Genomic DNA, 15,524 nt, shown 5'->3' on the forward strand with positions numbered 1-15,524 from the left:
CTCCGTCGCTAAACCGATATCACGATAAACGCGAAGCATTTATGATTACATCACCTCAACTCCGGCAAGGACCCTGATGAACAGTACCGTCTACGATGCCTTTCGCTGCCTGAATTTACTGGCTACCACAAATCGGCCAAAAGGCATCCGCGAAATGGGGCGTGAGCTGGAACTGGATTCTGCCAAGGTCACGCGGTTAATGCAGACACTGCTGGCACTGGACATGGTGCAGCGCGATGCCCGACGCAAATACAGCCTGGGTATCGGCATCCATCGTTTATCGGCCCACGCGATCCACAATTCGGCGTTTTATAATGCGGTGATGGATTTGCTGGAAGAGAGTGGTAATCACGCCATTTCGATTGTGATCGGCGCGCTGAGCGGTAAAAACGTGGTGTATCTGATCCATACGCGCGGCGGGGAAAGCATTGCCCGCGCCATCGGTAATTACCAGTCGTTTCCGGTTCATGATTCCGTGATCGGCATTAAACTGCTGTCGGCAATGAGTGATGAAGAAATCATCGGCCAAATCGGCATCAATGATTATCAGTTGCTCAGGCAGGATATTGACGAGGCGCGCCGACATCAGGTGTTTGCCAAAGATTTCGGCCCGGGTGATTATCGCCTGGCCTGCAATATCCCCGGCATGCAGGCCGCCATTGCACTGTCGAACATAAACAGTGAAAAAATGGATACGGCCAGCCTGCGTTTATACCTGACGGCAGCGGCCAGGAAAATCAGCGGCGAATCACTGCCGGTGCTGTCTTAGCCGCTCACAGCGGGCTGCCGTGTCTGCCACCCGCTGGCCCGGTTTATACAGCGCCGACCCTAATCCCACACTGTCGTAGTAGTGCAGAAACTCAGCGGCATTGTCTATTTCTACGCCCCCGACCGCCGAAAAACTGACGGGCTGGGAAAGCGGACCTTTGATCAACTGCGGATAGTTGCGCGGCAGTGCACAGGCCGGGAATATTTTCACCACATCAGCACCAGAATCGACCGCAGTAAATATTTCACCAGGCGTAAATACGCCCGCACAGACAAACAGCCCCTGCTCTTTGGCCTGATTAATCAGCTGCGGATTGAGATTCGGTGTGAGAATAAAATCGGCACCGGCGGCCACGCTGCGCCGCAGGTGATCGCCGCTGGTGACCGTTCCCACCCCGAGCTGGATGTCAGCACCAAAGTGCTGCCGCACCCGGTGCAGGCTGGCTTCCCACTCGGGAGAGTTGGTGGTAATTTCAACACGATTGATCCCGTGCTCAAGCAAACAGGCAATATGCGGCACCGCCTCGTCTGGGGTTATCCCACGCAGAATCGCAATAATTTGCGGATTATCCTTCATGACGAAACACCTCATTGAATCCGGCGAGCGTCGCGCTTTCCGCAGAAACTAACTGATAACGGCAGTACAAAATTTCGCAGGCGCGCTGGTAGTGCGGCAGCAGCGCCTCGCTGCCGATAAAGCATACCGTTTCATCGCCGCCGGGATGACCGCGTAATATTTCATATCCCATCAACAGACCGGAAAGCCATGATGCGGCTTCTTCTTTTGCCAGTGCATCAAGGATGTAGCGGCCCCGACAGCGAAACAGTTCTGTCACCAGTTCCCCCTGATCCCGCACCACCGTCACCGCCGTTTCAACACCCGACTGGAATGCAGACGCGGAGTTAATCTGCTCCGGCAGGCCTTTCCCCACGACGGCATGATTCAGCAGCAGATGGTACAGTTCGCCGGTCATAATGGTCTGCAAGCCCGTGACCCTTTGCCGGGTGCGATCCACGCGGAGCCATTTGCTGTGGGTACCCACGGCGGCAAACAGTGAAACATCGGACTGCGTCAGCGCCCCCGCCAGCTGCATCTCTTCCCCCCGGCAGATTTCATTGACCCGTCGGTCACAAATACCGGGGCGCAGGGTGAGCGGATTGGGCAGGATGCCCGGCAGCGCCCGCCCTTTCCCCAGCAGTTGCGAAAAGCTCAGCGGCATATCAAGGTAACCGGCGTCGGCAATGCCGATATTGCTGCCGATCATTCCGCAAAGCAGTACGGGCAACTGTTTATCCCAATCCTCACCCAGCCGCTGCATCTGCTGTTGCAGTATTCCGGGCAGCTCGGCCCGTTGACAGCGGCCGACGCCGCAGCTGTCCTGTATCGTTTTCATCACCACGCCGTTGCGCACGCTGAATGCACGGAAATTGCTGGTTCCCCAGTCCACCGCAATGTAGTTCATCGTTCTCCTCCCAGCGCGGCCAGCGGCAGAAATTCGGTCAGTTCACGGAGCTCATGCCGCGTGGTGTCATCCAGGCTTTTCGCCGGTTCGCGCACGTAATCGCTGGCAAAAATCCCGGCCTGATGCAGCACGGTTTTATGAATGGCCACGCCTATTCCCGGCTGCACGCCGTAACGCAGGAAAGGCAGATAGCGATAAAACAGCGCCTGTGCTTCCCGGCGATCCCGTTGCCAGGCCGCCAGGATGGCATTGATCACCTCGGGGAATTCGCAGGCGGGCATGGTTCCCGTTACGCCACGGCACAGCTCTTCATACAGAAAGCCCGCGTTCAGGCCGCCAAACAGACCGACGCTATCGCCAAGCGCCTGCTTTAAGGCGGTGATTTTCAGCGTGGTCGGTGGCTGTTCCACTTTGATGTATTTGATGCCAGGGAAGTCCTGGCACAGACGTACGAGTGTCGGCACAGGAATGTTTACCCCGGTCATCAGCGGCGCATCCTGGATCATGATGTCGATATCGCAGGCCTGGCAGATATCGCGCCAGAAGCGATAAATCTCCTCCGGTCCGGGCTTCACCACCGAGGGCGGATTGACCATCGCCACCTGCGCGCCCCAGCGTTGTACTCGCATAATTTCTTCAATGGCGACGGCGGATGACGCTCCGCCCGCCGCAGCCACCAGCGGCAGATCGCCCACCCGTTTTTTCACACAATAAAACAGCGCCTCTTTTTCATCCAGGGTCAGGGCATAGCCTTCGGAGGCATTGCCAAACAGCGCCAGGCCATCAATACCCTGCTGCAACAGGAACGTCACCAGACGTTCTACGGAAGCCAGATCCAGCTGGCCCTGCTCATCAAATGCCGTGGCGAGAATCGGGACATTACCTTTTAACATGCTGCCTCCATAACAACGTCGCGAACGCGATCTTCATCGATTTCAATCCCTAAACCTGCGCCCTGCGGCAGTTGATACTCGCCGCGTTCGCAGATCAGCGGCTGTTTCAGCAGCTGATTGGCAAGGGTAAAAACGGGGGGCTGAAATTCGAGCATAAACAGATTAGGGATAGCCGCAGCGGCATGGATCGATGCGGCGATACACGGCCCCAGCCCGACGCTTAAATGCGGCGCAACGCGCAGATTCCACGTTTCGGCCAGCGAGGCGATGTGCATCAGTTCGCTGATGCCGGTTCTGCCGACGTCAGGTTGCAGGATGTCCGCCGCCCGCTGCTCGATCACTGCTTTGAACTGGTAGCGCGTGCGTTCGGTTTCACCTAACGCAATGGCTACCGCGCTTTTGGCGCGTAACTCCCGATGACCGGCAATATCCTCCGGCAGCAGCGGTGCTTCAAGGAAACCCACCCCCAGCGCGTGTAGCTGTGCGGCTAAGTCGCTGGCCTCGGCCACGCTGTAATTCCAGTGCGCATCAATGAAAATCTGCGCCTCGTCGCCGAGCGTTTCACGGATCGCCCGGATGTTTTTGACGTCTTCCCGTACGCCGTAGCCCAGCGCTAACTTCACGGCATGGAATCCCTTTTCCTGCCATTGCCTGGCAAGGCGGCAGCGGCTGTCGATATCGGGTTCGGGCAAACCGGAGACATAGCACGGCACCGACTTGTGGAACGCACCGCCGAGCAGCTGATGAACCGGCAGACCCAGAATTTTGCCCTTGAGATCCCACAGGGCGATATCCACACCGGCGATGGCATCAATGTGATACCCGCTGATATGCCCACGATCGCGCATGGAGTCGTACATTCTGGCGTTGAGCACGCCGCTGGAAAACGGAGATTCCCCGATCAGCAGCGGCGCAAACAGCTGTTTAATCAGTTCGGCGGCCACCTGCGGTACCACCGGTGCCAGCGCTTCGCCCCAGCCGACATGGCCGTCGCTGCTGGTAATTTTCACCATGCAGGTTTCCATCTTGCGTGAATAGACGCAGCGGTATTCCGGCCGATAGTAGTAATCCGGGCCGTTCCCGTCCGCCTTACCGCCGAGATAAGCCTGGTCCGGGGTGATTTTTAGCGGAAAACACTCCACGTTCGTAATATGCATAAAAGCTCCAGTTTTCATTAATCCAGTACTTTTCCGGCCGTTTCTTTGGCAAACCACACGGCAATAAACGAGATCAGCGCGGTGATCATCACGTACCACGCAGGAGATAGCGGGTCGCCGGTGAAGGCGATCAGGCTTGCGGAAGCCAGCGGCGTAACGCCGCCGAACAGCGCCACGGTGAGGTTGTAGGACATGGCAATACCGCCATAGCGAATGGCTGTGGGAAACAGCTCCACCATTGCAGCACCGCAGCCGCCGTTGAACAGCGCCACAAATACGCCCAGCATGCTCATTGCGGCAATCGAACTGCCTACCGAACCCTGCGTCATCAGCAGCATGGCGGGATACGTCAGCAGGATGAAGCCGGCGCATCCCAGCAGCATCAGCGGCCGCCGCCCCCATTTGTCCGACAGATAGCCGGTGATCGGCATGCAAATCGCCACGCTTAACAGGCCCAGAGTGGTGATCAGATAAGAGTCGGCGCGGCTGTAGTGCAGATGCGTTGACAGATAACCCGGCATAAACGATTGCAGCACCCAGCTGCTGACCGCTTTAATCACCACGAAGCCCGTACAGAACAGCAATGCCGAAAGCGAGGTCTTAACCGCAGTGCGCAGCGGCGACTTCTCCAGTTTTCCGCTGGCTTTCAGCTTGTGGAATTCCGCCGAGTCCTCCATATTGCGGCGCATATATAGCCCACCCAGCCCGAGCGGTGCGGCCAGCAGGAATGGAATGCGCCAGCCCCAGTCGTTCATCGCCGCTTCGCCGAGCCAGTAAGTCAACAGCAGCACCAGGCCGGAACCGCAGACAAACGCCATAAAGCTGAAGTTCTCGCTCCAGCAGGTGAGCGTTGCGCGACGATGCGGCTTAGCACTTTCCGCCAGATAGGTAATCACACCGGAGCTTTCGCCGCCTGCGGCAAAGCCCTGCACCAGGCGGGTGATCACCAGCAGTACCGGTGCGATAATCCCGGCCTGATGCCAGGTCGGCAGAATGCCCATCACAAAGGTAGAGATCGAGGTGATGACGATCACCGTGACCAGTACTTTGCGTCGCCCCAGCCGATCGCCCATGGAACCGAAAAACAAACCACCAAGCGGGCGCATCAGAAAGCCTGAACCAAACACCGCGAAGGACTTCAGCAGCGCGGTGGCCGGATCGTCACTGATAAAAAAGTTGCTGGCGATAATCGCCGCTAAGGTGCCGTACAGACCAAAATCGAACCATTCGATAAAGTGTCCAATCCCGGCAGCCATCATGATTCTGGCCGTGCTTCTCGGCGGGCTGTTTGTTTTTTCCGCCACATATTCACCGCCATAGCGGCGGTCCGAACTTTCCATACGACCTCCAGAAGGTAAACGTCGCGCCGAAAAGACGCGTTATGTTCTGGGATTCAGCGTAGGGTTTTTGGTGAGGGGTTGCGCCGGCAAGGGGGGATTGCGTGAAGCGACTCAAAGAACAAATCATCAAATTGCTTCATATAGTGAAGCATCAGTGAGAGGCGATAAAAATGGGGCCACTGGCGGCCCCTGTCAGTGATGCTTTTACATTCTCGTGGATTCAGTCATTTAGCATGACCCGGCATTCAACACGTAGCCTCTGCGCGCGCTTTGCCAGGCAAGGGCAGCCAGCCCCAGAGCAATAAACGACAGGATGGCACCCGCCCAGCCCGGTGACACCAGGCCAAAACCGGCAGCGATGGTCGCCCCGCCCACCCAGGCTCCCAGCGCGTTGCCCAGATTGAACATGCCAATGTTGACGGAGGCAGCCATCGTTGGCGCACCGGCCTGGCTGGCACGATCCATCACCAGCTTCTGGATCGGTGCGACGGTGGCGAAACCAAAGGCCGCCATCAGGAATACCGACGCGGCGGCAATCACCGGGTTGTGAACGCCGTACCAGAAAATCAGCAGCACGATCCCCTGGGCGATAAGCGTGACGAAAAGCGTACCAAATAGCGAACGGTCGGCAAAACGGCCACCCACCCAGTTACCAACGGCCAGCCCGAGGCCAAAGAGGACCATCAGCCAGGTCACGCCTCCGGCGGAAAAACCGCCCTCTTCAATCATGATCGGCGCGATATAGGTGATAGCGGTAAAATAACCCGCCGGACCGAAAACGGTAATGCCCATCACCAGCAGAACCTGAGGATCGAAAAATGCACGCAGTTCGGTTCGCAGGGCAATCGGTTTGCCTTTTTCAATATGCGGGACCAGCAGCGCGATGCTGGCGATAGTCAGCAGACCGATAGCCGCGATCCCCCAAAAAACCAGCCGCCAGCTGAAGGTTTGAGAAAGCCAGGTGCCGATCGGCACACCAAACAGGTTTGCCAGCGTCAAACCCGAAAACATAAAGGCGATGGCACTCGCCTGCCGCCCAGGTGCCACCAGCGACGCCGCGATAATCGACCCAATGCCGAAAAAGGCACCGTGATTGAATGAGGTGATCACTCTTCCGATCAGCGCCACTTCGAGCGTCGGGGCCATGGCGGTGATCGCGTTGCCCAGGGTAAAGATCACCGCCAGGCCGGTCAGCATCGCTTTACGCGGGATGCTGGCACCCAGAACGGTCATGATTGGCGCGCCGATAAAAACACCCAGCGCGTAAATGGTCGCCATGTATCCGGCGGAGGGAATGCTGACGTCAAACGCCACGGCGATTTGCGGCAGGATACCGGCAATGACGAATTCCGTCAGGCCTATCCCGAATGCGCCGACGGCGAGGGCAAGTAGTGCGATGGGCATGTAAACTCCAGTACAAATTTTAGCTTAATACTATTAGGTGGATTAAAGTATATTCATAACTCCATTCAGCAGGTAAACGCTTATGAGCGCGATTGATAAAGAAAAAGATGGTATTAGGCAGACAAGACACAAACCGATCGAACTCGATGCCATCGACCGAAAAATATTAGGCGCGCTGGCGGAAGATGCGGGACGCAGCTACAGCGAACTGAGCGAGATCGTGCATCTGTCTGCCCCTGCGGTACACGATCGGGTGAAGCGGTTGAAGCGCGACGGCGTGATTAAAGGCACCGTGGCGGTACTCGATGGCTGCAAGCTGGGCCGAACGCTGTTAACGTTTCTGGTGATTGACACCAGCAGCTATGAAGCAACGCGCGCACTGCTGCAGTTCACCAGCCGACGCGAGGTTGAGGAACTGCATACCGTTGCCGGTGACGGCTGCGTGTTAATTAAAGTCCGCGCGGATGATACGGAGTCCCTGGAGAATTTTCTGATGGAAATTCAGAGCCTTGACGGCGTCCGCTCCGTGCGCAGCTATATTGCCCTGTCCACCTTTCTGGAGCGAGGCCCTTCCCCGGACTGATCCAGTCCGTTGAAAAAAAGATCTCAAGATTTCAATAAAATGCTGGCCCCGACAACGATATGTTCACAGACGAAATTTATACTCTGTGTCTCAGCACTCAACAGCGGCAAAGGGACCGGCATGAATTTCGTTGAACACTTTGATTTTTCGGGTATCGCCAACACGTTTTTGAGCTATTTTTTTGCCTTTATCTTTGGTGCGCTGATCGGCGCGGAACGCCAGTTTCGCCAGCGCACGGCGGGGCTGCGCACCAACGTGCTGGTCGCCATCGGCGCGGCGGGGTTTGTGGATCTGGCCGATTCTATTGCCGGCAGCACGGAGGCAGTGAGAGTCATCTCTTACGTTGTTTCCGGCATCGGGTTCCTCGGCGCTGGGGTGATTATGAAAGAAGGCGCCAACGTCAGCGGTTTAAACACGGCGGCAACGCTCTGGTGCTCGGCGGCCGTCGGGGCCTGTACCGGCGTGGATCGCATCCCCGAAGCGGCGCTTTTAACGGTCTTTATCCTGGCCGGCAATACGTTACTGCGCCCGCTGGTGAATTTTATTAACCGCGCCGACACCGACAGCGTCGAGGCGGAATACGTGATTCTCGCCACGGTTCCGCGACAGTATTCCGGCAAGGTGCGCGATACCCTGCAGGAGTTTCTGGAGCTGCATCGCTACCCTGCGGCGGATATTGAAACGGTCGTGACCGACAGCGACCATGTCGATATCGAAATCACCCTGATCAGTACGGAAGTTGACGCCGCCGAGCTGGATAAACTGGTGGAGCAGCTCAAGCGGCAGGAACATATCAGCTATGCTACATGGCGGGCGAATACTCAGTGAATTTTTGGAAAAGAGATATAATCGTTTTATGAGTCGATAAAAATATCTTTGAGTCCATTACTTGTAGTAATTGTAGAGGTGATATCAATCACCCCTACAATATAAATAATTAAAAACTATGATACTATAACTCCCGCAGGAGCCGCTTTTTTATCTAAGCCAGACTGCATACTTTTACCTACGTTATCACGACGAAAATCAAACATATTCATTTCAAAAGTACTTATTGCAACTTGATCATTACCATGAACATGAGCAATCAAACGATTGAAAGGCTCTCTGTAAGGGGCTTTAGCATAAGACCCTCCAAACTCACCAGAATTAACGAGCACAACATGCTGATACATATGATAATGCAATGCTTCAACCATTGAATCAAATGTATTTACATCTCGATTCAATGCAGCAACTAAATAAGCATTTGATTTATCCCTTAGATCTGCACTCAACGCAATGTCGGTTGCGTCATAACAAATCGACCCGGTTAATATAAATCCTTTCTTGTCAGGAAATTGAGGGTGAATAATTTCAATCATCATTTGATATGGTCTCCAAGGTTCAACTCTACCTTTCTCATCAGCCATCATATTATACTTACCTTGAAGCCTAATCATTTCATTCTGACTGCTATTTATCTTTGGTGGGACAATCCAAACAGCACAGTTATTGGGACCTTTAATCCCTGACTGCTCGATAAAAGTCAACCCTGAAAAAATAATAGCATTTGTTTTTCGAGACAAAGCGACCAAGACATCCAAATCATCTTTATGTACAGCAAGTTCAGGCCATACTATTAAATCAATGCCTTCTTTATTATCTTTAACGGGTTGGTTTATTTTTTGAACAGCCGTATGTTTCACCACCAACTCAGCAACATCAGCTACATGCTTACGGTGAGTCGGCCTATATTTTACTGAATTCAAAAGAAGACCATGACTACTAAAATCTTTCGTTGCAGGCAGCTTTGATTGCACCATTACAACTGTTAACGACTGTTTAGACTCTGGCCAATCCATTTTAACTCTCTCTGTAAGACCCGGCATTCCTGAAAGTCTACAGTAATCATCCTTAATTTTGTCCAACCTAGCATCGACTAGTTTTCTGACTACATCTACAGTAAATGAAGTCGGCCAAGAATAACCATTATCAGCGACTGAAATACCTGGCCAAGCTATTAATTTTGATAACAATGTTGTTAACCACCCCGACACCTGAGAGTTATCACCAGAAATAACCTCTGGTGTTGTCATCATACCCAATTGTCGTTTTGCTCTACTGGTTTTTATTCCACGATATCCCTGTTTTGGCGAAATCTCCTGACCAAAGTCAGTCCAATCTTGTTTCCCGATTAATACAGAGCGAATACAAGTGGCGACTCTATACAATATATGAGTATCCGTATCATCCGTAAAAATAAAATCGCCCCACCCAGAGAACCTGAATAATTTAGCATCTACAATAACTTCTGAATCAAAAACATTTAAACGCGGTGGGTTAGCGTAGTTTTCGAAGCTCACCATAGTATAAGCCAGGTTGATGTGATGATTTTTTTTGTTATTATCGCAAACTACTTCATTAGATAAAATTGATTGCATTAATTTCAATGCCATTATTTCATTGGAATATGGATTATCTTCCCTTAAAACAATCCTTAGCAAAGAGTGCTCCCCTGATATTTTATCAAGAGGAATTGCTAAAGGCTGCAAATCAATTCTGAACTTCTTAACTATTCTTATTAGATCTCTTGAAACCACCCATTTCTGCTTTACCTGTCGAGCGTGAATAACCAATAATTTGAAAAGGGATAAATTTTGACTGGCTATCCTATCAACAACATATTTTAGTTTTAAAGGTGTTTTTCCATCAAAAACACTTTCGAACATAGAGGCACAAGATCGAATGAAAGGTTGTTTCTCATTTACTAATTGACCAGCTAACAAAACACATGACGCTAGCGTGCTTTCTTTCATCCCATCAGGAATGGTTATTGTTCTAAACCCTGTCGTAATCTTTAAAATAAGATCATGACTTTCATTAATTCCAACCGTCTCCAGCGTATTATCCAAACGCACCAGCAATAAAAAACCAGCCTGTTCAATCAACATATCCCATGAATTCTCTGCTGACGAATTATGCTTATTAATTAGCGACGCCGCGCAATGCTGAACTTTTTCAAAATAACCATCAACATCAGCTTGGGCAGGGAGTTCTTGGTCATTCTTTTTATGGATAACCATTGCAGAATGCCTGAATATTTCCGCAAGGCAATAACTTGCAACAGCTTTTTGTTTATTGTCATCACTTTCAATAATATAGCCAAGTTGCTCAAGTATAGGTTCTAAGAGCTTAGGGCTAGGGAAAAGTTCCAAGCCTTTTTTAAGCAACAACACCAGCGATGGATCATGACTCCAACAAACAATAAAGCGACGAGCCATACGTTCTTGCATATAGTCCCACTCACCGGCAATAACTTTTCCATCAGAATCTAAATCATGCGAAATAAAACTTCTCATTTCTTTTAAAAGCTTGCTTATTTTATTAGCAGAAAAACGCTTTAGTGTATCTTCTCTCACATCAAAACGATCTTTTTCAACTTCCGACAACCTATTGGTTTTTATGTTTTTCGGAACTTCCAATTCGGTTTTGGTTAGTGACAATAATGATTCGAGATATCCAAGTTGTTCATTGGCATTCTCCATTGAGATTGGGCCGCTTAAACTTGTCTGAATTTTTTCCAAGTTACGCGAAAGGCCAGCAGACTTTCCTCTAAAAATTTCTACTTTTGTTTTTTTTGAATTAATTATCAAACCAAGCTTATTCAATTCTTCGCTAAGAAAATAATTAACTGCGTCGCTTATTGCTTGGGAATTAACCCCTTTACTCCTTTTAACTCTAACGACAAATCGCATATCATCAACATATCGACAATAATCAACAAGTTTGATATCATCATTTATGTCTTTATTTATTTTCCCTTGTAAGAAACGATCGAAATCAAGCAAGTATATATTTGATAAAAAACCAGCAGAAACTAACCCTTGTGGAATTCCCTTCGGTATTTCCTTTACATCTTTAGACTTGCAAAGATCGTATTTGTCAATGCTTTCATCCGTCCATTTCCAGTTAACAAAAGAATTAAGCAAGTTATTTACAATTACATTCTCACCCTTGACTGATGTATTTAAATGAGATTTAACCTTTGATACTAAAATCCTTCTATCGACTAAATCGAAAAACTTTGAAAGATCCAAGTCTATAATATAAACAGATTCATTAAGAGAAATTTCACCTTGTGCTTTTGAAGCAAAATAATACGGCCTATTTAAAAAAGCTCGATAATCAGTAAAATACTTACTATAAGTTACAGTTGCACCAAAACTATGCTCAGCTTCATCATCAGTATATTGACAATAAAGCCTATTCCCATAGTTTACAATGCCTTTCTGGTGAACAAGATCATAGCTAACACTGGGATCACCTTGTTTTGTTTCTATCATATTAGCTAGACACATCATGACTAATGTCATAATAGTTTGTTCAGCCACATGAATATGAGCAAGAGGCCGAAGTGTAAGTTCATCCTCATCCTGGGGTTGCCACAGCACCTCACCCTCAACTACTTTAAACTCCCACTTACATGCTTTAGGAACAGGTACTAACTGCAATGGACTAAACTCAAATTTTTCTATATTACATATTCTTCTCACCCAATGTTTACAATGCTGAGTTAAATCAAGAGCTGACAGGTCGAGTTCAAAATTGTCCGCGTACCAATTTGTGGTACGTATGTAATGATGACTTTTTTTCCATGCCAGTGCCATTAACAATGGATCTGAAATGTATTCATCTGTCAACTTCAATTCTTTGTATTTTCTGTTGATTATTGGCATGTTTTTTTCTTCAGAGGTTTTATGATTGCTGTTTGACCGAGTTATAACTGACACCGATATTTCATATCAGCAGTATATTTTAGTATCTAACCGTTATCATCAATTAGCGCCCCTTGATGCGGCATATACCAAAGAATGATAAACCGCATTTGGGATTATCATTTATCTGTTTTAATGCCATCTCTGGCATAACCTCTGCAAACAGCATCTAGTGCCCTAGGAGCGAGGACAAAAGCTCAATTCGGGGTCAGAATTCGCTACAGAGACCAAACACATTCGTCAACTTAATCATCTTCTAGATCTAATCGCCGTCTGACGAACATCTGAGTGTGTCTCGTGCTTGTTTAAATATCAAGGTTAACCGAAGTCTAGCGCTTGATCGCAGAAAAAAACTAATGACTTTAGAGTCTTACTGTCTGAGATAAAACTAACATTGACAGTTTTTCCAATGTATGGATTTGCCGTGAATCGCACTGTTGCTCAAACGGCTTAGAGTTCAGAAGTATCAATAGCTGTAAACAATATGCAACTTGCCCTTGATACTACTGCTGGCATGGGATCATTGACTGTGGTGTCCGCGTGTTTAGATGGAAAAACCGTTCTGTAGATTCTGGGATTAGACATCTTAGATTCAAGGGCGCTGTTTCATTGTAAGATGATAAGGTTAAGTTTTCCCTTAATCACCCGGGTGGCAAGTAAAGTGAGCATATCAGCGGTATATGAATGGCGGCAGAATAACTACCTGGTCAGCACGGACCGGGAAAAGCTGGATGTGCAGGCTGTTCATCGGTATTTGACGCGATCCACGTGGGCTAAGGGTATTTCTCAGGAGATCGTCACCACTTCCATACAGAACAGCCTGAATTTTGGTGTTTATCACCATGGTTGCCAGATTGGTTTCGCGCGCCTGATAACAGATTACGCTACCTTCGCGTACCTCTGCGATGTGTACATACTTGAGGAGCATCAGGGGAAAGGACTGGGCCGATGGGTCATGGAATGTCTTCATCATCACCCGGTTTTTGAGCAGCTTCGCAGGATTATGCTGTTTACCACTACCGCCCCCTGGCTGTATGAAAAGTTAGGCTATGAACCCGTCAACCGGGAAAACTATGCCTGGACCATTACCCGGCCGGATATTTATCTTAATGGGGAAAAATCGGAGCGACGGAGATAAATATGAAATTGTCTGGTGGATGTTTATGCGGATTTATCAGCTTCACCGCGGTGAACCCTTCTTCCTCTCATTCCTGCTCCTGCGATATTTGCCAGAAACATTCTGGCTGCCAGACCGCAGTATGGCTTGAATTCCACTCGGATGATGTTGAATGGACGGGTGAAGGCGGTGTTCCTTCCCTGTTCCGCTCATCCGCGAGTTCCTCCCGGGCATTTTGCGGCCGGTGTGGCACCTCTGTCGGTGCCATAGATGACAGTCCGGTCATTGCTCTGCTGAGCGGAATTTTTGACCACAATGAGCAAGCCTTGTTTTCACCACAATCTCACTCATTTGAAGATATGAAGCCTGAATGGTGGCGAAAAATCATGCCTGATGCCGCTGTCTGAATGATGAAGCAGCACTCTGTTCCGTCACAGCGTCTTCAGCATACAAATACCGCAGCCGTCATGGCCGGTGTTGCCCAGCCTTTCAGACAAATGCCGGAAGCCAAACGCTTCATAAAGGCGCACGGCATCCTTCAGTTCGTCCAGCGTTTCAAGATAGCAGGACTGATATCCCATGGCGGTAGCCTGCGCAATGATAAAGGCAATCATCCGTCTACCCATCCCCATGCCTTTTATCTCACTACTGAAATACAGTTTCTGCATTTCACAGGTGCCTTTTTCACCGCCTAACGGAGCTAATCCGGCACCGCCGACAATTCTGCCATTGGCTTCTGCAACCCAGTATCCACTACCGGGTTGCTTGTAAACTTCGCTTAAACGTTCAAGTTCAGGATCATGCAGGCTTACCCCTTCCAGGTGATCAATTTTATTCTCCCGAAAGCTGGTGCGGATGATCTCTGCGATTGCCGCATTGTCGCGGGCTTCAATCGGCCGGAAAATCAGTTCTGCTTCGCGCTGGCGGCGGGCGTTTCGCAGGCTGCCCGAAAATGTTTCGATCGTTTGAAAGAATTGCTGAATTTCTTCACTGGAGGAGGAGGCAAGGGCTTCTTCTGTAAACCTGTCGGCATTTTCTTCCAGGCACAAGAGCTTCTGGTTCCCTGACTCGCTTAACCGGAACGTTGAGGCACGGCCGTCCTGCTCATCATGATCTCTCAGTAAGTATCCCGCCTCCATCAAGCTGCGAAGCGTGCGGCTCATGCTCGCTTTATCAACGCACAGCTTAGTGGCCAGCTCGGTTGCACCGCAGGGCTGGCTGTTAAGTTCAATCAGAATATGGCTCTGGAGGGGCGAAAGCTCCGTTCCGCTGGTTCTACGGCTGAGCATGCCAAGTTCTCTGACCATTTCACGCAGCGCTGCACGGAACTGGCGTATTTCGTTTTTGTTCATAATCCGGACCTGAATGGAATGTCAGCGCACGATAACATACAAACTAGTTAACACTGTTAACCAGTTTGTGCGTCATGCGACTTCGGTCCTGACTAGCAAATACTCCACTTACTTTAACTAGCTGATAACTCGTTAGTTCTTGTGATCGCCGATTCAATGTTTCGCCATAAATCATGTATTCTCGATCATATTTCTGCGTTTTCAATGAGCACAAATTCTGTCGCATCAGGAAGTGTGTAAGGCGCAGCAAGCGTTGCTCCCGGGCAGCATTCCTCATGCAGTACCGCCCCCATAACGTTTAACGTTTCTGAAAGCTGAGAGTGTGCCAGATGGGCCCGAACGGACAGGTTAGGCAATGACAAAGGTTTATCCAGCAATTCTCCACTGCTTACAATCCAGTCAAGCGCATTTTTTATCACTCCGGTGACACCATGTGCATATTCCGGGCTGGCTACTACGACCAGATCTGCCCTGGAAAGCGCATTTCTCCAGTGGTCAACCTCAGGGTTCTGCGCAGATTCATGGTCAACATTAAAGAGCGGGATTTTGTCCAGGCCGTCATAGATTTCAAACGTTATTCCTGCCGGGCAAAGAAGAGACATTGCCCGTAAAAAAGCGCTATTCAGTGAAGCCGCACGAAGGCTGCCAGAAATGCCTAATACATATTTTCCATCATTCATTAGATCCCAC

General features: G+C 49.9%; 14 protein-coding genes. 5 read left to right on the plus strand and 9 right to left on the minus strand.

What is annotated here, in order from left to right; all coding sequences use genetic code 11:
* Positions 1-76 precede the first annotated feature (76 nt).
* Positions 77-769, plus strand: coding sequence for a helix-turn-helix domain-containing protein (locus JOE09_RS02680; protein WP_205064694.1), 693 nt, complete (start codon positions 77-79; stop codon positions 767-769).
* Here the strand turns inward: JOE09_RS02680 and JOE09_RS02685 are convergent.
* From JOE09_RS02685 to JOE09_RS02710, 6 genes are all read right to left on the minus strand, one after another.
* Complete coding sequence (locus JOE09_RS02685; RefSeq protein ID WP_205064695.1) at positions 749-1,345, minus strand: beta/alpha barrel domain-containing protein; 597 nt, start codon at positions 1,343-1,345, stop codon at positions 749-751. The genes JOE09_RS02680 and JOE09_RS02685 overlap by 21 nt on opposite strands.
* Positions 1,335-2,231, minus strand: coding sequence for a 2-dehydro-3-deoxygalactonokinase (locus JOE09_RS02690; protein ID WP_205064696.1), 897 nt, complete (start codon positions 2,229-2,231; stop codon positions 1,335-1,337). The genes JOE09_RS02685 and JOE09_RS02690 overlap by 11 nt, the downstream gene beginning before the upstream one ends.
* Complete coding sequence (locus JOE09_RS02695) at positions 2,228-3,124, minus strand: dihydrodipicolinate synthase family protein (protein WP_205064697.1); 897 nt, start codon at positions 3,122-3,124, stop codon at positions 2,228-2,230. The genes JOE09_RS02690 and JOE09_RS02695 overlap by 4 nt, the downstream gene beginning before the upstream one ends.
* Positions 3,118-4,281 (minus strand): mandelate racemase/muconate lactonizing enzyme family protein, encoded by a 1,164-nt coding sequence (locus JOE09_RS02700; protein ID WP_205064698.1) that lies wholly within the window; start codon positions 4,279-4,281, stop codon positions 3,118-3,120. The genes JOE09_RS02695 and JOE09_RS02700 overlap by 7 nt, the downstream gene beginning before the upstream one ends.
* Positions 4,282-4,298: 17 nt before the next feature.
* Positions 4,299-5,540 carry an MFS transporter gene (locus tag JOE09_RS02705; protein WP_200558975.1) on the minus strand — a complete coding sequence of 414 codons (1,242 nt, stop codon included), beginning with the start codon at positions 5,538-5,540 and terminating at the stop codon, positions 4,299-4,301.
* A gap of 309 nt (positions 5,541-5,849) precedes the next feature.
* Entirely contained in the window at positions 5,850-7,025 is a 1,176-nt protein-coding gene (locus tag JOE09_RS02710) for an MFS transporter (protein WP_205064699.1), read from the minus strand.
* 82 nt (positions 7,026-7,107) lie between these two features.
* Here JOE09_RS02710 and JOE09_RS02715 point away from each other — a divergent pair, with 82 nt between their 5' ends.
* Positions 7,108-7,608, plus strand: coding sequence for an Lrp/AsnC family transcriptional regulator (locus JOE09_RS02715; protein WP_205064700.1), 501 nt, complete (start codon positions 7,108-7,110; stop codon positions 7,606-7,608).
* 120 nt (positions 7,609-7,728) lie between these two features.
* Positions 7,729-8,436: an MgtC/SapB family protein gene (locus tag JOE09_RS02720; RefSeq protein WP_205064701.1), complete on the plus strand. Its 708-nt coding sequence runs from the start codon at positions 7,729-7,731 to the stop codon at positions 8,434-8,436.
* A 116-nt stretch (positions 8,437-8,552) separates the two neighbouring features.
* Here JOE09_RS02720 and JOE09_RS02725 read toward each other — a convergent pair whose 3' ends face one another.
* On the minus strand, positions 8,553-12,326 hold the full coding sequence (locus tag JOE09_RS02725; RefSeq protein ID WP_205064702.1) for an RNA-directed DNA polymerase: 3,774 nt from the start codon (positions 12,324-12,326) through the stop codon (positions 8,553-8,555).
* Positions 12,327-13,026: 700 nt separating this feature from the next.
* Here JOE09_RS02725 and JOE09_RS02730 point away from each other — a divergent pair.
* Together JOE09_RS02730 and JOE09_RS02735 are read left to right on the plus strand one after the other, a co-directional pair.
* A complete protein-coding gene (locus JOE09_RS02730; protein ID WP_205064703.1) occupies positions 13,027-13,503 on the plus strand; it encodes a GNAT family N-acetyltransferase in 477 nt (158 codons plus the stop codon).
* A 2-nt stretch (positions 13,504-13,505) separates the two neighbouring features.
* On the plus strand, positions 13,506-13,889 hold the full coding sequence (locus JOE09_RS02735; protein WP_105595530.1) for a GFA family protein: 384 nt from the start codon (positions 13,506-13,508) through the stop codon (positions 13,887-13,889).
* A gap of 24 nt (positions 13,890-13,913) precedes the next feature.
* Here JOE09_RS02735 and JOE09_RS02740 read toward each other — a convergent pair whose 3' ends face one another.
* Both JOE09_RS02740 and JOE09_RS02745 read right to left on the minus strand, forming a co-directional pair.
* Positions 13,914-14,834, minus strand: coding sequence for a bifunctional helix-turn-helix transcriptional regulator/GNAT family N-acetyltransferase (locus tag JOE09_RS02740; protein ID WP_205064704.1), 921 nt, complete (start codon positions 14,832-14,834; stop codon positions 13,914-13,916).
* Positions 14,835-15,019: 185 nt separating this feature from the next.
* Positions 15,020-15,514 carry an NADPH-dependent FMN reductase gene (locus JOE09_RS02745; RefSeq protein ID WP_205064705.1) on the minus strand — a complete coding sequence of 165 codons (495 nt, stop codon included), beginning with the start codon at positions 15,512-15,514 and terminating at the stop codon, positions 15,020-15,022.
* Positions 15,515-15,524 lie beyond the last annotated feature (10 nt).

This window comes from Pantoea coffeiphila, from assembly GCF_016909495.1.
GTDB classification, from domain to species: domain Bacteria; phylum Pseudomonadota; class Gammaproteobacteria; order Enterobacterales; family Enterobacteriaceae; genus Erwinia; species Erwinia coffeiphila.